At 62.1% G+C, this 18,326-nt stretch carries 17 protein-coding genes; 14 read left to right on the forward strand and 3 right to left on the reverse strand.

Annotated elements, in window-relative coordinates:
* Positions 1 to 432 precede the first annotated feature (432 nt).
* The 10 genes from ACR0MM_RS10540 to ACR0MM_RS10585 all read left to right on the forward strand — a co-directional run bounded on the left by ACR0MM_RS10540 (position 433) and on the right by ACR0MM_RS10585 (position 11,347).
* Entirely contained in the window at positions 433 to 2,376 is a 1,944-nt protein-coding gene (locus ACR0MM_RS10540; RefSeq protein WP_170361353.1) for an AMP-binding protein, read from the forward strand.
* A gap of 77 nt (positions 2,377 to 2,453) precedes the next feature.
* Entirely contained in the window at positions 2,454 to 3,275 is an 822-nt protein-coding gene (locus ACR0MM_RS10545) for an ABC transporter ATP-binding protein (RefSeq protein ID WP_170364002.1), read from the forward strand.
* 29 nt (positions 3,276 to 3,304) lie between these two features.
* Positions 3,305 to 4,291, forward strand: a complete 987-nt coding sequence (locus ACR0MM_RS10550; protein WP_480696024.1) for a branched-chain amino acid ABC transporter permease — start codon at positions 3,305 to 3,307, stop codon at positions 4,289 to 4,291.
* Between the two features lie 3 nt (positions 4,292 to 4,294).
* Positions 4,295 to 4,552, forward strand: a complete 258-nt coding sequence (locus tag ACR0MM_RS10555) for a hypothetical protein (RefSeq protein ID WP_170340767.1) — start codon at positions 4,295 to 4,297, stop codon at positions 4,550 to 4,552.
* A gap of 3 nt (positions 4,553 to 4,555) precedes the next feature.
* Positions 4,556 to 5,632, forward strand: a complete 1,077-nt coding sequence (locus ACR0MM_RS10560) for a branched-chain amino acid ABC transporter permease (protein WP_005979938.1) — start codon at positions 4,556 to 4,558, stop codon at positions 5,630 to 5,632.
* Between the two features lie 71 nt (positions 5,633 to 5,703).
* Positions 5,704 to 6,987, forward strand: a complete 1,284-nt coding sequence (locus tag ACR0MM_RS10565) for an ABC transporter substrate-binding protein (protein WP_480696026.1) — start codon at positions 5,704 to 5,706, stop codon at positions 6,985 to 6,987.
* An 83-nt stretch (positions 6,988 to 7,070) separates the two neighbouring features.
* The gene (locus tag ACR0MM_RS10570; RefSeq protein WP_170342738.1) at positions 7,071 to 7,904 is read left to right on the forward strand and encodes an ABC transporter ATP-binding protein; all 834 of its coding nucleotides are present in this window, start codon (positions 7,071 to 7,073) and stop codon (positions 7,902 to 7,904) included.
* Positions 7,905 to 7,923: 19 nt separating this feature from the next.
* The gene (locus ACR0MM_RS10575) at positions 7,924 to 9,141 is read left to right on the forward strand and encodes a phenylacetate--CoA ligase family protein (protein WP_480696028.1); all 1,218 of its coding nucleotides are present in this window, start codon (positions 7,924 to 7,926) and stop codon (positions 9,139 to 9,141) included.
* A gap of 114 nt (positions 9,142 to 9,255) precedes the next feature.
* Positions 9,256 to 10,923, forward strand: a complete 1,668-nt coding sequence (locus tag ACR0MM_RS10580) for an ABC transporter permease (protein WP_480696030.1) — start codon at positions 9,256 to 9,258, stop codon at positions 10,921 to 10,923.
* A 73-nt stretch (positions 10,924 to 10,996) separates the two neighbouring features.
* Positions 10,997 to 11,347 carry a DUF2794 domain-containing protein gene (locus tag ACR0MM_RS10585; protein WP_480696032.1) on the forward strand — a complete coding sequence of 117 codons (351 nt, stop codon included), beginning with the start codon at positions 10,997 to 10,999 and terminating at the stop codon, positions 11,345 to 11,347.
* On the opposite strand, the gene ACR0MM_RS10590 is transcribed toward ACR0MM_RS10585, so the two are convergent.
* The 3 genes from ACR0MM_RS10590 to ACR0MM_RS10600 all read right to left on the reverse strand — a co-directional run bounded on the left by ACR0MM_RS10590 (position 11,344) and on the right by ACR0MM_RS10600 (position 13,911).
* On the reverse strand, positions 11,344 to 12,081 hold the full coding sequence (locus tag ACR0MM_RS10590) for a C40 family peptidase (RefSeq protein WP_260063786.1): 738 nt from the start codon (positions 12,079 to 12,081) through the stop codon (positions 11,344 to 11,346). The two genes, ACR0MM_RS10585 and ACR0MM_RS10590, sit on opposite strands and share 4 nt — an antisense overlap.
* Entirely contained in the window at positions 12,078 to 13,460 is a 1,383-nt protein-coding gene (locus ACR0MM_RS10595; RefSeq protein ID WP_480696034.1) for a leucyl aminopeptidase family protein, read from the reverse strand. Before ACR0MM_RS10595 ends, ACR0MM_RS10590 begins: the two co-directional genes overlap by 4 nt.
* A 61-nt stretch (positions 13,461 to 13,521) precedes the next feature.
* On the reverse strand, positions 13,522 to 13,911 hold the full coding sequence (locus tag ACR0MM_RS10600) for a hypothetical protein (protein ID WP_170340773.1): 390 nt from the start codon (positions 13,909 to 13,911) through the stop codon (positions 13,522 to 13,524).
* A gap of 142 nt (positions 13,912 to 14,053) precedes the next feature.
* Here ACR0MM_RS10600 and ACR0MM_RS10605 point away from each other — a divergent pair, with 142 nt between their 5' ends.
* The 4 genes from ACR0MM_RS10605 (at position 14,054) to ACR0MM_RS10620 (ending at position 18,303) form a co-directional block, all read left to right on the forward strand.
* Positions 14,054 to 14,704 carry a carbonic anhydrase gene (locus ACR0MM_RS10605; protein WP_480696036.1) on the forward strand — a complete coding sequence of 217 codons (651 nt, stop codon included), beginning with the start codon at positions 14,054 to 14,056 and terminating at the stop codon, positions 14,702 to 14,704.
* Between the two features lie 61 nt (positions 14,705 to 14,765).
* Positions 14,766 to 15,743 carry a sodium-dependent bicarbonate transport family permease gene (locus tag ACR0MM_RS10610; RefSeq protein ID WP_170361196.1) on the forward strand — a complete coding sequence of 326 codons (978 nt, stop codon included), beginning with the start codon at positions 14,766 to 14,768 and terminating at the stop codon, positions 15,741 to 15,743.
* 4 nt (positions 15,744 to 15,747) lie between these two features.
* Positions 15,748 to 16,059, forward strand: a complete 312-nt coding sequence (locus tag ACR0MM_RS10615) for a P-II family nitrogen regulator (protein WP_093963956.1) — start codon at positions 15,748 to 15,750, stop codon at positions 16,057 to 16,059.
* 198 nt (positions 16,060 to 16,257) lie between these two features.
* Positions 16,258 to 18,303, forward strand: coding sequence for an acyltransferase family protein (locus ACR0MM_RS10620; protein ID WP_480696038.1), 2,046 nt, complete (start codon positions 16,258 to 16,260; stop codon positions 18,301 to 18,303).
* The last annotated feature ends 23 nt before the right edge of the window (positions 18,304 to 18,326 follow it).

Consider the following 18,326-nt stretch of genomic DNA (forward strand, 5'->3'; position numbering starts at 1 on the left):
GAACTCAACGAAAGACCCAGAAAGACCTTGAATTACTTCTCACCCGCAGAGAAGTTCCAAGAGTGTGTTGCGGCGATCAGTTGAATCGGCAGCTCAAAGCTACCATTTACCACGCTCTGCAAATAGACCGTTATGATATTCTCTTTAGCGTTTCGGCGTAGAAGCAGAATGCAAACCCACGCCGCTCTTTTTTGAAGCGTGCTGTTTCGCAGTTTGTACAAGACGTACAAATCGGAACATCACCCCGGCATCCCTGTTACAATTCGTAAGATTCCGGAAAACATCACGAAAAAGTTGACGCTGATCGTCCTCCTTGTCCTTAATCGGGGCAGCGACGCGCGGGTCTGACCCGGCGACGTCGTTCCGGCCCAAACCGGGGCCGGATGGGGAGGAGAGATAGAATTGGCTCAGACGCAGTCGGGCGCCGAAGGGATGCACTCCCTTCCGGCGCTGCTACACCGCAATGCGACGCAGTTCGGGGATGCCCCGGCCTACCGCGAAAAGGAATTCGGGATCTGGCAGTGCTGGACCTGGGCGGAAACGGCCGCCGAGATCCGTGCGCAGGCACTGGGATTCCTGGAGCTTGGCGTTGAAAAGGGCGACCATATCGCCGTGATCGGGCGCAACCGTCCGGCGCATTACTGGTCGATGGTCGCGGCCCAGATGGTGGGCGCGGTGCCGGTGCCGCTGTATCAGGACTCGGTCGCAGAAGAGATGGCCTATGTGCTGGAACACTGCGGCGCGAAATACGTGGTCTGCGGCGACCAGGAGCAGGTCGACAAGGTTATCGAGATCCAGCAGGACATGCACCAGGTCAAGCACATCCTGTACACCGACAAACGCGGCATGCGGAAATACGACCACAGCCAGATGAACGCGCTGAGCGACATCATGGCCGAGGGGCGCGCCGGGCATCACCGGTTCGATGCCGAACTGGACCGCCGCATCGCCGAGATCACCTATGACGACACCTGCGTGATGCTCTATACCTCTGGCACCACGGGCAAGCCCAAGGGCGTGGTTCTGTCGAACCGCAACGTGATCGAAAGCGCAAAGAACTCGGCCGAGTTTGACCACCTGACCCGGAACGAGGATATCCTGTCCTATCTGCCGATGGCCTGGGTGGGCGATTTCATCTTTTCGGTCGGTCAGGCCTATTGGTGCGGGTTCTGCGTGAACTGTCCCGAAAGCGCCGACACGATGATGACCGACCTGCGCGAGATCGGCCCGACCTACTTCTTCGCGCCGCCGCGCGTGTTTGAGACCCAGCTGACCAACGTGATGATCCGGATGGAGGATGCCAGCCCGATGAAGCAGCGGATGTTCCGCTATTTCATGGATCACGCCAAAAAGGTCGGCGGGCGCATCCTGGACGGCCACCCGGTCGGCTTCGTGGATCGCCTGAAATACGCGATCGGAAATGTCCTGGTTTATGGGCCGCTCAAAGACACGCTGGGCTACGGCCGGTTCCGTGTCGGGTACACCGCGGGCGAGGCGATCGGGCCCGAAATTTTCGATTTCTACCGCTCGCTGGGGATCAACCTGAAGCAGCTGTATGGTCAGACCGAGGCAACGGTGTTCATCACCGTCCAGCCCGACGGCGAGGTGCGCGCCGACACCGTCGGTGTGCCTGCGCCCGATGTCGAACTGAAGATCGCCGAGAATGGCGAGATTTTCTATCGCTCGCCCGGAGTGTTCGTTGAATACTTCAAGAACCCCGAATCCACTGCCTCGACCAAGGACCCCGAAGGTTGGGTGGCCACGGGCGACGCGGGGTTCATCGAGGAAAGCAGCGGCCATCTGCGGATCATCGACCGCGCCAAGGACGTGGGCAAGATGGCCGACGGTTCGATGTTCGCGCCGAAATATGTCGAGAACAAGCTGAAGTTTTATCCCGACATCCTGGAGGCGGTGCTGTTCGGCAATGGGCGTGACCGCTGCGTGGCCTTCATCAACATCGACCTGACGGCGGTGGGCAACTGGGCCGAGCGCAACAACATCGCCTATGCCTCGTACCAGGAACTGGCGGGCCATCCGCGGGTGCTGGAGACGATCCGCAGCCATGTGGAAGAGGTCAACAAGTCGGTTGCCGCCGACGAGATGCTGTCAGGCTGCCAGGTGCACCGGTTCGTGGTGCTGCACAAGGAACTGGACCCCGACGATGGCGAGATCACCCGCACCCGAAAGGTGCGCCGCAAGTTCGTCGAGGACAAATACGCCGACATCATCGCCGCGCTCTATGACGGATCCGAGACGGTCTCGACCACGACCGAGGTGACCTATGAGGACGGGCGCAAGGGATCGATCAGCGCTACGCTGCAGATCGTCGACGTGCCGGTCGTGCCGGTTTCGCATCAGAAGGTGGCCGCGGAATGAGGCCGGTCGTGAGCCGCTCGGCCTGCGGCCATCGCCCCGCCCGCCGTCCCGTTCACCCGCAGTTTGAGGAGTAGACGATGCTGGATGCATCCGACGACGGATATGTCACCGAGGACGGCCGCAAGATCGGCGGCGTGGTGATGGAGATGAAGAACATCACCCTGCGGTTCGGCGGCGTGGTGGCGATCAAGGACATCTCGTTTGACATCCGCCAGGGCGAGATCCGCGCGATCATCGGTCCGAACGGCGCGGGCAAGTCCTCGATGCTGAACGTGATTTCCGGTTTCTACATTCCGCAGGAGGGCGAGGTCTGGTTCCACGGGGCGAAACGCCCGCAGATGAAACCCTACGAAGTGGCCCGCCAGGGCATCGCCCGGACTTTTCAGAACATCGCCCTGTTCGAAGGCATGAGCGTTCTGGACAACGTGATGACCGGCCGCCTGAACTTCATGAGGACAAACATTCTGCAGCAGGCGATCTGGCGCGGCAAGGCCGAGGCGGAAGAGGTGGAAAACCGCGAGGCGGTGGAAAAGATCATCGACTTTCTGGAAATCCAGCACATCCGCAAGACGCCGGTAGCGCGGCTGCCCTATGGCCTGAAGAAACGCGTCGAACTGGCCCGCGCGCTGGCCGCCGAACCCAAGCTGCTGCTGCTGGACGAGCCGATGGCCGGCATGAACGTCGAGGAAAAGGAGGACATGAGCCGCTTTATCCTGGATGTGAACGACGAGTTCGGCACGACCATCGCCCTGATCGAACATGACATGGGCGTGGTGATGGACCTGAGCGACCGCGTGGTCGTGATGGATTACGGCAAGAAGATCGGGGACGGCACGCCCGACGAGGTGCGCAACAACCAGGAAGTCATCGACGCCTATCTGGGGGTCAGCCATGACTGAGCTCCGCACAGAATTGAGGGGAGGCGCATATGCCTGATCAGTTGGTTTTCGCGATGGAGGTCTTTCTGAACGGCCTCATGGCCGGGGTGCTGTATGCGCTGGTCGCGCTGGGCTTTGTGCTGATCTACAAGGCGTCGGGGATCTTCAATTATGCCCAAGGGGTTATGGCCCTGTTTGCGGCGATGACGCTGGTGGGGATCATGAACGGGCAAGTGCCGTTCTCCCATCTGATCAACGCGATCTTCGGTACGCATATTCACTACTTCGGCTGGAATGTGCCGGCGCTGCTGGCCATTCTGCTGACGATGGGCGTGATGGTCCTGCTGGCCTGGGCGGTGCAGCGCTTTGTCATGCGCCACCTTGTGGGGCAGGAGCCAATCATCTTGTTCATGGCCACGATCGGCCTGGCCTATTTCCTGGAAGGCGTGGCCGACCTGATGTGGGGATCCGAGATCAAGACGCTGGACGTGGGTCTTCCGCAGGGCATCAACCTGTGGATCGACGAGACCACCTACAACATCTTCGGCTACGGCTTCTTCATCGACAACCTGGACATCGTGGCGACGGTCATCGCGGCGCTTCTGGTGGCGGCATTGGTCGCGTTCAGCCAGTACACCAAACAGGGCCGCGCCATGCGGGCCGTGGCCGACGACCACCAGGCCGCGCTGTCGGTGGGCATCTCGCTGAACTTCATCTGGATCATGGTCTGGTCGGTGGCGGGGTTCGTGGCGCTGGTCGCGGGCATCATGTGGGGCACCAAATCGGGCGTGCAGTTCTCGCTGTCGCTGATCGCGCTCAAGGCGCTGCCGGTGCTGATGCTGGGCGGGTTTACCTCGATCCCCGGTGCCATCGTCGGCGGGCTGATCATCGGCGTGGGCGAGAAGCTGTTCGAGTTCGCCGTGGGCCCGCTGGTGGGTGGCGCGACCGAGAACTGGTTTGCCTATGTTCTGGCGCTGATCTTCCTTGTGTTCCGGCCGCAGGGCCTGTTCGGCGAGAAGATCATCGAGAGGGTGTAGGCCATGACCAAGCTGATCGCCATCATCAACGTGATCGCGTGGGCGGGGTTCTGGGCCTTTGGGTACATCGCCCTGACCTCGAACGATCTGACCGCCAATCAGCTGACCGTGGCCGCGCTTTTGGCCTTTGCCGGGCTGGTGATGGGTGTTCTGGCCTACATGAAACTGGTGCGCGCCTCGGAGGCGAGCGGATATGCCAAACGGTCCAACCAACTGGACGCCGAAGCCCGCAACCGGGCGCAGGAACAATGGGGAAAGTAAGACATGTTCTATCGTGAGGCCGGAGACTTCAAGACCTCCTACAGGGACGACAACCAGACTTTCCCGATCAAGTTCGACCGGTATCGCTACTATGTGGTGCTGGCCGTTGCGTTCGGGATCATCCCGTTCATCATCAACGACTATTGGGCCAACGCGCTGCTGCTGCCCTTCCTGATCTATGCGATCGCGGCGATCGGGCTGAACATCCTTGTGGGCTATTGCGGGCAGGTTTCCTTGGGCACCGGGGGATTCATGGCCGTGGGCGCCTATGCCTGCTACAAGCTGATGACCGCCTTTCCCGACGTGTCGATGTTCATCCATGTGATCCTGGCCGGCGGCATCACCGCCATTGTGGGCGTGCTGTTCGGCCTGCCCAGCCTGCGGATCAAGGGGTTCTATCTGGCGGTGGCGACACTGGCGGCACAGTTCTTCCTGGTGTGGCTGTTCAACCGGGTGCCGTGGTTCTACAACTATTCGGCCTCGGGGCAGATCAACGCGCCGGAACGTGACGTGTTCGGCATCATCATCACAGGCCCCAACGCGCCGGCCTGGGCGACCTATCTGTTCTGCCTGATCTTCCTTACCGCCTGCGCCATCATCGCCCGCAACCTGACCCGCGGCACCACCGGGCGCACCTGGATGGCGATCCGCGACATGGATATCGCAGCGGAAATCATCGGTGTGAACCCGCTGCGCGCCAAGCTCAGCGCCTTTGCCGTCAGCTCGTTCTTCGTGGGCGTGTCGGGCGCGCTGTTCTTCGCCATCTACCTGGGCGCGGTCGAGGTGGGCGAGGCCTTCGGCATCCAGAAATCCTTCCTGGTGCTGTTCATGGTCATCATCGGCGGGCTGGGCTCGATCTTCGGATCCTTTGCCGGCGCGGCCTTCCTGGTCCTGCTGCCAGTGGTGCTCAAGGTCGTGGGCGCGGACATGCTGGGCTGGCCCACCGACATCGTCGCACATCTGCAACTGGTGATCGTGGGCGGGCTGATCATACTGTTCCTGATCCTTGAACCGCACGGTCTGGCGCAGCTGTGGCGCGTCGCCAAGGAGAAACTGAGACTCTGGCCTTTCCCGCACTAGGGACCGGCCCAATCAAGAAAGGGGCGCAAAGCCCGAACCAACATCGGACAAACCAAGGGAGGAGACACCCGATGAACAAGAAACTGGCAACAATGGCGCTGGGTGCGCTGATGGCCGCAGGTCCGGCAATGGCCGACCTCGTGTTCCCGTCGCTCAGCTACCGCACCGGGCCTTACGCCGCGGGCGGCATCCCCTTCGCGGATGGCTACGCGGACTATTTCACTCTGCTCAACGAGCGGGACGGCGGAATCGGTGGTGTTCCGGCCAAGGTCATCGAGTGCGAAACTGGCTACAACACCGAGAAGGGTGTCGAATGCTATGAATCGACCAAAGGCGAAGGTGCGCTGGTGTATCAGCCGTTGTCGACTGGCATCACCTATCAGCTGATCCCGAAAACCACCGCTGACGACATCCCGATGCACACCATGGGATATGGCCGTACCTCGGCCAAGAACGGCAAGGTGTTCAGCCACACGTTCAACTACCCGGCCAACTACTGGGACGGTGCCTCGGGTGCGATCAACTATCTGCTCGAGGAAAACGGCGGTGATTTAAGCGGCAATAAGATCGCGCTGGTCTATCACAACTCAGCCTACGGTAAGGAGCCGATCCGCACGCTGGAAGAGTTGTCCAAGAAGCATGGCTTCGAGCTGGTGGCCCTGCCGGTCGACCACCCTGGCCAGGAGCAGAAATCGCAGTGGCTGCAGATCCGCCGCGATCGTCCCGACTATGTCCTGATGTGGGGCTGGGGCGTGATGAACCAGGTGGCCATCCAGGAAGCCGCGAACATCCGGTTCCCGATGGAGAACTTCATTGGTATCTGGTGGTCGGGCGCTGAACATGACGTGATGCCCGCCGGTGCGGCCGCGAATGGCTACAAGGCGCTGACCTTCCACAACGTCGGCTCGGACTATCCGCTGTATGACGACCTGCAGAAATACGTCATCGACGCGGGCAAGGCCGCCGGCGCCGGCGATCAGGTCGGTACGGTCCTGTACAACCGTGGCCTCTATGCTGCGATGCTGGCCGCCGAAGCCGCCAAGAAGGCACAGGAAATCTCGGGCAAGGCTGACATCACCTCGGGCGACATGCGCGACGGTATGGAAGCACTTGAGATGACCGAAGCGAAGATGGCCGAACTGGGCCTGCCGAACTTTGGTCCGACCTTCTCGGTCAGCTGTGAAAACCACGGCGGGGATGCCCTTGTGGGCGTGACCCAGTGGGATGCAGACAGCAAGACCTGGACTCTGATTTCGGAGTTCAAGGCTACCGATACGGACGTGATCGGCCCGCTGATCGAGGAAGACTCGAGCGCATACGCGGCTGAGAACAACATCGAACAGGGCTGCAACTAAGCGGCACGAACACCGGGGCGGCGGCTGACCGCCGTCCCGAACCGGACAAGCCCCGAACGGGGCAGGCATGAGGACACGCGCTGATGCTGGATGCGGCACAAACCACTGACGTGCAGGCGGAAACCCTGCTTGAGGTCAACAATATCGAGGTGATCTACAACCATGTGATCCTCGTGCTGAAAGGCGTCAGCCTGACCGTGCCCAAGGGCGGGATCACCGCGCTGCTGGGCGGCAACGGGGCCGGCAAGACGACGACGCTCAAGGCGGTGTCGAACCTGCTGCATTCCGAACGCGGCGAGGTCACCAAGGGCTCGATCAAGTATCGCGGCCAGAACGTGCACGAGAGCGATCCGGCCGATCTGGTGCAGAAGGGCGTCATCCAGGTGATGGAAGGCCGCCACTGTTTCGAACATCTGACCGTCGAGGAAAACCTGCTGACCGGGGCCTATACCCGCAAGGACGGCAAGGCCGCCATCCAGCAGGACCTCGAACTGGTCTACAACTATTTCCCCCGCTTGAAAGAGCGGCGTCGGTCACAGGCGGGCTATACCTCGGGTGGGGAGCAGCAGATGGTCGCCATGGGCCGCGCGCTGATGAGCCGCCCCGAGACGATCCTGCTGGACGAGCCCTCGATGGGCCTTGCGCCGCAGCTGGTCGAGGAGATCTTCACCATCGTGAAGGACCTGAACGAACAGGAAGGCGTGTCCTTCCTGCTGGCCGAGCAGAACACCAACGTGGCGCTGCGCTTTGCCCATTACGGATATATCCTGGAATCGGGGCGCGTTGTGATGGACGGCCCTGCCGCCGAACTACGCGAGAACCCGGACGTCAAGGAATTCTACCTCGGCATGTCCGACGAAGGCCGCAAGAGCTTCCGCGACGTGCGGTCATATCGTCGCCGCAAAAGGTGGCTGTGAGCGGATGGAGGATCTGGCGATGACATTCTACGACGCTCTGGAAACCCGTTCGGCCGATCAGCGCGCCGCCGAGCACTCGGCCGGTCTGCGCGAACAGCTGGCGCGGGCGAAATCCGCGCCCGGTTTCGCGGCCCATTTCGCCGATGTCGATCTGGATGCGGTCCAGACCATCGCGGATCTGCCCGGGCTGCCGGTTCTGCGCAAGTCCGACCTGACCAAGGCGCAGGGACAGCACCCGCCCTTTGGTGGCTTTACCGTCAAACCTGCGCATGGCTTTGCCCATGTGTTCCAGTCGCCGGGGCCTATCTATGAGCCCGGCGGAGTCGATCACGACTGGTGGCGCATGGGCCGGTTCCTGCATGCGGCGGGCGTGGGGCAGGGCGATATCGTGCAGAACTGCTTTGGCTATCACCTGACACCCGCGGGCATGATCTTTGAAAACGGCGCGCGTGCCGTGGGCGCCGCCGTGCTTCCCGCGGGGACCGGCCAGACCGAACTTCAGGTGACCGCCGCGCGCGACGTGGGCTGCACCGCCTATGCCGGCACGCCCGATTACCTGAAGGTGATCCTGGACAAGGCCGATGAGATGGGCGTCGCTCTGAACTTCTCGAAGGCTGTCGTGGGCGGCGGGGCACTGTTCCCCAGCCTGCGCCAGGCCTATGCCGATCGGGGCATTTCCTGCCTGCAATGCTATGCCACGGCCGATCTGGGCAACATCGCCTATGAAAGCGCCGCGATGGAGGGCATGATCATCGACGAGCATGTCATCGTGGAAATCGTGACCCCCGGCACCGGAACACCGGTGGCGGAAGGCGAGGTCGGCGAGGTCGTGGTGACCTCCCTCAACCCGGACTATCCGCTGATCCGCTTTGCCACCGGTGATCTGTCGGCGGTGCTGCCCGGGCAGTCGCCCTGCGGCCGCACCAACCTCCGCATCAAGGGCTGGATGGGGCGCGCCGATCAGACCACCAAGATCAAGGGCATGTTCGTGCGCCCCGAACAGGTGGCCGCGCTGGTCGCCAAGCATGACGAGATCGTCAAGGCTCGCGTCATCGCTGCCCGGCAGGGCGAGATGGACACGATGACCGTGCAGATCGAAAGCCCCGGCGGCGATGATGGCACCTATGCCAAGTCGGTGGTCGAGGTCCTGAAGCTGAAGGGCACGGTTCAGGTGGTGCCGCCCGGCACGCTGCCAAAGGACGGGCTGGTGATCGAGGATCAGCGCGTCTACGACTGATCCGGCCCGGGGTTCTGCGGCCAAATGCGCCGCAGAATCCTGTGCCTGCCCACTGGCGTTTCCGAGTTTTTTGGTCGATTAAAGGGGAACCGCAACCTTTGCCGACCCGAGGCCATGGCCCAGATTGAATTCTCAGAACATGGATCGCGCAATCGTGGGGCCTTGGGCACCCGGTTCGTCGGGGCCCTGGCCTACCTGGTTGCAGCAGCCTGCCTGTTGCCGATGGTCGCCGTGGTGCTGGCCGCCGTTACCGGCGGCACTGACACGATCCGGCATCTGCTGGATACGGTCCTGCCCGGCTATGCGGCCACCACGCTGATCCTGGTCTCATTGGTTTCGGTGGGGACTTTCGCCATCGGGGTCGGGGCCGCGTGGCTGGTCACCATGACTCGTTTTCCCGGCGTCCGCCTGTTCGAGGTGGCATTGGTGCTGCCGCTGGCCTTTCCGGCCTATGTGCTGGCCTATGCCTATACCTTCATCCTCGATCATCCCGGCATCGTTCAGACCACGCTGCGCCAGGTGACCGGCTGGGGCCCGCGCGACTATTGGTTCCCCGAGATCCGCTCGACCGAGGGCGCGGCGGTGATGCTGATCCTGGTGCTGTACCCCTATGTCTATCTGTTGGCGCGCGCGGCCTTTCTGCAGCAAAGCGCCACCGCCTTTCTGGCGGCGCGGGCGCTGGGCAGCAGCCCGTGGTCGGCCTTTTGGCGGGTATCGCTGCCGATGGCGCGGCCCGCGATTGCCGGCGGTGTTCTACTGGCGGTGATGGAGACCATCGCTGATTTCGGTACGGTCGCCTATTTCGGGGTTCAGACCTTTGCCACCGGCATCTACACCAGCTGGTTTTCGATGGCCGACCGCGCGGCGGCGGCGCAGCTGGCGCTGTGCCTTCTGGCCTTTGCGCTGGTGATGGCCGTGACCGAGCGCACCCAGCGCGGCAAGGCCAAATACTACCAACCCGGCAAACGCCACGCGGCATTGCCCGCTGCACAGCTGAGCGGCTGGCAGGCTGTGGCGGCATGGGTTTTATGCGCCATTCCGGTTTTGTTCGGCTTTCTACTTCCGGTGATCGTGCTGACTCAGATGGGATTGGAGTCCGAGCAGAACCTGCTTTCGGCCCGCTATCTCGGGTTCATTCGGAACTCTCTGACGCTGGCAGGAACGGCGGCGGTGATCACCGTCTGCGCGGCGGTCTGCGTCGGTTTCTTCCAACGGCTGAGACCCGGGCGCGGTTCGGCCATGGCGGCTTATGCGGCGCGGTTGGGCTATGCCGTGCCAGGCGGCGTGATCGCGGTCGGGCTGATCGTGCCCTTTGCCGGGTTCGACAATGCGCTGGACGCCTGGATGCGGCAGACCTTCGGCGTGTCGACCGGGTTGCTGGTCACCGGCTCGATCTGGCTGTTGGTGGCGGCCTACATGGTGCGTTTTTTGGCCGCCGCGCTGAGTGCCTATGAAAGTGGGCAGAGCACGGTGCATGCCAACATGGATGCCGCTGCCCGATCTTTGGGGCAGACGCCATTGGGCACGTTGCGGCGGGTGCATCTGCCGATCCTCACACCCTCGCTGCTGACGGCGCTGCTGATCGTGTTCGTGGACGTGATGAAGGAACTGCCGGCCACGCTGATCATGCGGCCCTTCAACTTTGACACGCTGGCGGTTCAGGCCTATCGGCTGGCCTCGGACGAACGGTTGGAGGGCGCGGCCGTTCCGTCGCTGGTGATCCTGGCCGTGGGGCTGCTGCCGGTGATCCTGATCTGCCGCCAGGTCGGGCGCCGGCCCTGACGGGCGGTTCAAAAATACCACACCATGTCGTGACAGGCTTGATCTGATCGCATTTTCCGGCAAGGCTGAAGTCATGAACATGCAGCCTCCCAGCCGGAACCCTGCAAGTCCGGTCCAGATGCCGGTGGCCTTCAACCGGCAAGAGTTGTCACAGATTCTCTCCGTCTATGGACGGATGGTCGCCGCCGGAGAATGGCGTGACTACGGAATATCAAATCTGCGCGACGTTGCCATATTCTCGATCTTCCGGCGTACCGCCGAGCACCCGATCTATCGTGTTGAAAAACACCCCCGGCTGCGTTCAAAGCAAGGGATGTATTCGGTGATGGGCATGGACGGGCGCATCCTGAAACGCGGGCACGACCTGCGCGCCGTTCTGCGGGTGCTAGAGCGCAAGCTGATCCGCTCGGTCGACCCGGATTAGAGCCGCTTGTGCGCCGTGACTGGCCCGTCGCACTGGGTCTCGATCCGGGCAATGGCCTGATCCATCGGTTCAAATACCACCGCCATGTGATGTGCATTGGCATGCAGCAGCATGTTGTCGCCGGACACCCAGGCCACATGGCCTTTCCAGAACAACAGATCGCCACGCTGCGCCGGGGTGCCGTCGGGCAGTGCCGTGCCAAGCTCCCGCTCCTGGTCGCCGCTGTCGCCGGGGCAGGCAACGCCGCAGGACAGCAGCCCGGCCTGAATCAGGCCTGAACAATCCAGTCCCCACCGGCTGTTGCCGCCCCACAGGTAGGGGGTTCCCAGAAACAGTTCGGCCACGGCCACCGGGTCGTTCAGCAGGGTTCCGACGGGTTTGACATGCACTGCGGGGATGAACCCAAGCTCGGTCTCGACAAAGCGGTCCTGCTGCGACAGCACCACGATCCGGCTGCCAAAGCCCAGGCTGACACGGTCGGGGCTTTTGATGTCGGGTTCGGAATAGGCGTGGGTCGCCGGGGCCCAGATCCAATGCGTGGCCGGGGCGTCAGGGCCCAACTGGTCCGCGCGCAGCCAGCCTTGATACCCATCCTTGTCGGAAGCCACCCGGCACCAGCCGCCGGATTGTTCGGTGACGTCCAGGCCGTCGCCATACAGCAGCTGACGGTCACGCGGGCCCTTCGGACTGCGCAACAGGTCCACGACGGGGCGGATAACGCGCGCGCGGTTCACAGGCCCAGCATCCCGGGCAGGGCGATCAGCAGGGCGCGCGGCCCTTGCCCCAACCCGCCCTTGCTGCGGCCGGGCTCTTTGGCCTTTTGCCAAGAGTAGATGTCGAAATGCATGTATCGGCTGTTTTCCACGAACCGCCGCAGGAACAACGCCGCGGTGATCGACCCCGCGAACCCGCCCGCCGGCGCGTTGTCGAGATCGGCGATGCCCGGCTCGATCAACGTCTCATAGGGCGTGTGGAACGGCATCCGCCAGACCGGGTCAGCCGCCTGAACGGCGGCCTGCGTCAGGGCCTGCGCGGCAGCATCGTCGTCGGTGTAGAACGGGGCCAGATCCGCCCCCACCGCCACCCGTGCCGCGCCGGTCAGCGTCGCCATCGAGACCACCAGATCCGGCGCGCCCTCATCCGCCAGCGCCAGCGCGTCGGCCAGAACCAGCCGCCCCTCGGCATCGGTGTTGTTGATCTCGACCGTCAGGTCCTTGCGTGAGGTCAGGATGTCGCCGGGCCGGAACGCATTGCCCGCCACCGCGTTTTCCACAGCCGGGATCAGCACCCGCAATTGCAGCGGCAGATCCAGCGCCATGATCATGCGCGCCAGTCCCAGCACGTTCGCCGCGCCACCCATGTCCTTTTTCATCAACCCCATCGAGGCACCGGGCTTCAGGTTCAATCCGCCGGTGTCAAAGCAGACGCCCTTGCCGACCAAGGTCAGCTTCGGACCGCTTGTGCCCCAGGTCATCTCGATCAGGCGCGGAGCCTGTTCGGCGGCCCGACCCACCGCGTGGATCATGGGAAAGTTCTGTTCCAGCAAGCTGTCGCCAATGGTGACGGCACAACGAGCCCCGTACTCCTGCGCCAGCGTTTCAACGGCGTCTTGCAGGGCCTGAGGTCCCATGTCGGCCGTTGGAGTGTTGACCAGGTCACGGGTGAGTGCTTCGGCATTGGCCATGATCTCAACCCGCGGAGCATTCACACCGTCAGGCGCGACCAATCGGGCCTTCGCGCCGGACTGTTCGGCATATCGGTCGAAACTGTACCCGGTCAGCAACCAGCCCAGGGCTTCGATTTCGGCTCTGTCTGTCGGCAAACCGGACGCAATCCGGTAAGTGCCTTCGGGCAGAACCTCGGCGGCGGCGGCAAGCGGAAAGCGTACCCGAGCGCGCCGGGTGTCTGTTCCATAGCCTGCCAGCGCGAATTGCGGCGCGCCCGTCGGTCCGGGAACCAGCAGAACCTGCCCGATTGCGCCGGTGAATCCGTTCGCGGCCACCCAGGCCTGTGTCTGATCGGGCTGAGACTTCAGCCATGGCTCGAGCCCGTCCTGCGCAAGAACATGCAGATCAATGGCAGGAGCATCGGAAGGTGCAAAAGACAGGGACATGGGCGCCTCGGACTGTTCTGGTGCCGCCTACACTAGCCGCCTGTTGTTCGCCCGCAACCCGTCATATCGAAAGATCCTGTTGATCCCATACTGCGGTTAGCGACCGCTCGCCCACCCGGATCAGTCGGCTGAGCGTGGCTCCGGTCGCCACCGCATCGCCGGCATCTACCGTCCGGGCCACGTCGCCGGCGACCCGGGCCAGCGCCGTCATGCCGACCTGTTCGGATATCGCGACCAGAGACTTGGCGCATTTGCGCAGCCCCGCCCAGTCACGTTGACGCCAGAGCCGTTCACAATTCGACAGGCGTACTGCCAGTTCCTCGACCGTTCGGCACAGAACGTCTACCGCGTTCGTGTCACCCAATTGTCGATACAGCCCGTTCAGCCGGTCCGGATCCAGCCGCACGGATTCCTTCTGTTCAAGCGTGACGATCTTGTCCACCTCATTCACCCCAATCTTTCTGCCCCCACGGCATCTGCGAACCTGTCACAAAAGACCTTTGCAATTCCTTGCGGCCAATCGGGATAATGTCTCGAATTTTGTTCGAACTTGCGTTAGATCGGCGGTCGAACTTCAAATTTGGGAAATCGCGATGCACCACGCCAAACCTCTGCCGAGCTATCTGGTCAAACGGTACCACGGTTGGAAAGCCACGTCCTATTCCGAAAACCAGGCCTGGTACCGCCGGCTGGCGACCGAGGGGCAGCGTCCGCGTGCGATGGTGATTTCCTGCTGTGACAGCCGGGTCCATGTCACCTCGATTTTCGGGGCCGACCAGGGCGAGTTTTTTATCCACCGCAATATTGCCAACCTGGTACCGCCCTACGAACCGGACGGCGAGCGCCACGGCACAAGTGCAACCATCGAATATGCGGTGACGGCATTGAAAGTGGCGCATCTGATCGTACTGGGACATTCGCAATGCGGCGGGGTGCAGGGCTGTATCGACATGTGCAAGGGCGAAGCGCCGCAACTGGAAGCCAAAGAGAGCTTTGTCGGACGCTGGATGGACATCCTCAAGCCGAAATTCGATCTGGTCTCCGATGTCGAGGACCCCGCCGAACAGGCGCGCCAGTTCGAGCGTCAGGCGGTTGTCGCGTCGCTCGAAAACCTGATGACCTTCCCGTTCGTGGCCGAGGCGGTACAGAACGGCTCGATATCGCTGCACGGCTTGTGGACCGACATTGGCGAAGGTGGTCTGGAGTATTGTGATCCGTCAGGAAAAAAATTCCTGCCGGTTTAGTCTTTAAATCGGAGAAACGCACCCTAATTGAACGCTAGTTCAATTAGGGTGCGGTGACTGTATGGAAAACCTGTTGTCTCTGGCGGCCGACAATCTGGTCTCGCCGATCATTCTCAGTTTTGTGCTTGGTCTGTCAGCGGCATTGGCCCGATCGGACCTGACCATTCCCGAGGCCATCGCCAAGGCGATGTCGATCTATCTGCTGTTTGCGATCGGCTTCAAGGGTGGTGTCAGTGTTGCCGCACACGGGATCGACGCCACGCTTGGCTTGTCCCTCATTGCAGGTGTCATTCTGTCCGCATTGCTGCCCCTGGTGGCGTTCGGCCTGTTGCGCGTGCTGACCAACCTTGACCATGTCAACGCAGGCGCGGTTGCAGCGCATTACGGCTCAATCTCGATCGTCACATTCGTGGCCGGTACGTCGGTTCTGGAAAGTCAGGGCCTGGTGTACGAGGGCTACATGGTGGCTGTTGCGGCGGCGATGGAAGCGCCGGCGATCCTGTCCGCTCTGTGGCTGATCTCCCGCGGCGGCGGAGCCCGCCGGATGGACTCGGATCTCTGGCGCGAGATTGCTCTCAATGGTTCGATCGTTCTGCTGGTCGGGTCGTTTGCAATAGGCTGGATCACGGGCGAGGACGGTCTGGCCGAGATCAGCAGCTTCGTGGTCGCACCGTTCAAGGGGGTTCTGTGCCTGTTCCTGCTGGACATGGGTATCGTCGCCGGGCGCGGGTTGCGTGCCGGGCGCGGGCTGATCACGATGGGTCTGCTTGGGTTTGGCGTGCTGATGCCCCTGATCGGGGCTGGCGCCGGTCTGGTGGCCGCGCTCCTGTTGGGTCTGTCCACCGGTGGAGCGGTATTGCTGATGGTGTTGGGCGCCTCCGCCTCGTACATCGCGGTTCCGGCGGCGATGCGCGTGGCCGTGCCCGAGGCGAACCCGTCCATCTATCTGACCCTGTCTTTGGGCGTCACATTCCCATTCAACCTGGCGCTGGGCCTGCCGATCTACGTCTCGGTCGCCCGGGCCGTTACCGGAGGATAAGACGATGCAGACACATGATGCCAAACGGGTCGAGATCACCATCGAAGCCATCGTGAAATCCCGTCTGACGGATGCTCTGGTCGATCAAGGTGTGACCGGGTTCACGATCCTGCCGGTGCTCGGCGGATCGGGACGATCGGGTGAATGGAGCCGTTCTGGCCAGGTCAGCCGCGCCAGCGGGATGGTTCAGGTCATCTGCATCATTCGCCCCGACCGCTTGGACGGGCTGCTGAGCGCGATCCTTCCCGTACTTGATCGCCATATCGGGGTTGTAAGCGTCACCGATTGCCAGGTTCTGCGGGCCGAGCGTTTCTGACCCGGAGATCTTGGGATCGGATGCGCGCCTAACTACCGGATTCATGGCGTGGACCCATGCACGATGTGCGGAGCGAACAGGCAAACCCCTGTTCGCAAAACCACACATTTTCCTTCAGAGCGGGCTGACTGACAAACATCGTTGATGGCAACCCGGACGGGCGCTAGCATTTCAGCCAGCATCTTGAGGTTGGCCGTATTGAGCATCGCCTACAGAAGGGAAATTGACGGCCTTCGGGCAATTGCCGTGTTGCCAGTGGTCTTCTACCACGCCGGATTGTCATGGCTGTCCGGCGGGTTTCTGGGTGTTGATGTATTCTTCGTCATCAGCGGCTACTTGATCACGTCGCTTCTGATCGGGGATATTCAGCGCGGACGGTTGTCCATCGTCGATTTCTACGAAAGGCGAGCCAGACGGATTCTTCCGGCCCTTTTCGTGGTTCTGGCCGTGACGACTTGCCTGGCCTGGATCTGGATGCTGCCGGCCGATCTCAGGGTCTATTCGCGAAGCCTTTCATCCGTCGCGGTTTTCCTGTCGAACGTCTTCTTCTTCCGGAACAAGGACTATTTCGCGGATGAATTCGATATGCATCCGCTCCTCCACACCTGGAGCCTTGCGGTGGAAGAACAGTTCTACCTGCTGTTTCCGCTGCTGCTGCTGCTTCTGTTTCGAAGAGGGACCCGGACTTGCATCATTGGCCTGTCGGTGATGCTTTTGGCCAGTCTGTTGCTGGCGCAGTGGACATCGGAAAACGAACCCAGGGCAGGGTTCTACCTGATCTATACCCGCGCGTGGGAGCTTTTGGCCGGCGCGATATGCGCCTTCGTGCCGCGGCAGGACAAGGGGCGGTTCTCGACTGTGCTGCCCCTGCTGGGCATGGCCGGGCTGCTGGTGTCTTACGTGATGTTCGACCGGTACACGCCGCACCCGTCATTCCTGACGGTCGTGCCCGTTCTGGGAACCGTTCTGGTCATCCTTTTCGCCAGCCAACGGGACCCGGTGGGGGCGCTGTTGTCGTCGCGGATCATGGTCTGGATCGGCCTGATCAGCTACAGCCTTTATCTGTGGCACTACCCGTTGTTGGTCTTTGCCAAGATCCGGAGTGTTCCGGCGCCAACACCGCTGACCATCGCCAGCCTTGTCGTGCTGGCCTTTGTGCTCTCCGCCTTGACATGGCGCTTCGTCGAGCAACCCTTTCGCCGTCGCAGGGAAGGTCTGTTCAGCCGCCGGGGGATCTTCATCGGAAGCGCCGCGATATCGGCTTTGGTGTTCTCGGTTGGGGTGGCGATCTTCGCAACCGATGGCGCGCACGATCGCAAGGCGCTGCGCGATCTCGATCTGCCGAGACTGACCGAAAGCCTGGCTCCGAACCGCGGTTTGAGCAATGAATGCAACGGTCGGATGCCGGTGCCGTACAGCTGTGCGACTTCCGAGTCTCCCAAGGTTGCGGTTTGGGGGGACAGTTTCGCCATGCATCTGGTCGTCGGCCTGACCGCGGCCTACCCCGAACTTGGGGTCGTCCAGCTGACCAAGTCGCTCTGTGCGCCGATCGCCGGTATCGCCTTTGCCGATCGCGGCCGGACCGGAGAATCCCCGCAGGCCTGTCTGGATTTCAGCGACCAGGTGCTGGATTATGTCACTTCGACCGACAGCATTGACTATATCATCGTCTCATCGCCGTTCTACTATCTGTTCGAGCCGGGCGGACTTGCTGCGGTTGATGGCGCAATGGACCCCGAAGGTCCGCAGAGCACGGTTCTGCGGAACCTGGAAAAAACGCTCGAACGGCTTGTGTCTGCCGGAAAAACCCCGATCGTCGTGTCTCCGCCCCCCTCGAATGGCCAAAACCTGGGCTATTGCGTAGTGAATGCAGAACTCCGAGGCGCTGACCCGGATCTGTGCGACTATTCGTTCGCGGACATACAGCCGGAGCTTCTTGAGGTTGCTGAGATGCTGCACCAGCTCGAGGGCCGCCACAAAGTCGTCTGGCTGGACCGGATACTCTGCGATGCTGACGGCATGTGCCGTGCCAGCGACGGTTCGACGGCATACTATCGGGATGGTCGCCATCTCTCGAAAGAAGGTTCGCGCGAACTTGGGTGCCGCACCGGTGGATGGTTCCTGTTCGGGGACGAACCTGACGGGGCAGCCGACACTGGCGCTGTGGGTCCCGCTAATGACCGTACCTGCAGCCAGCTTCAACAGAACGCCGACCTGGCCCAGAGAGACTCGAAGGGGGAGTGATTCCTCAGCCCTGCATTGGTCTG

It is taken from the genome of Ruegeria sp. BC6, assembly GCF_056539185.1.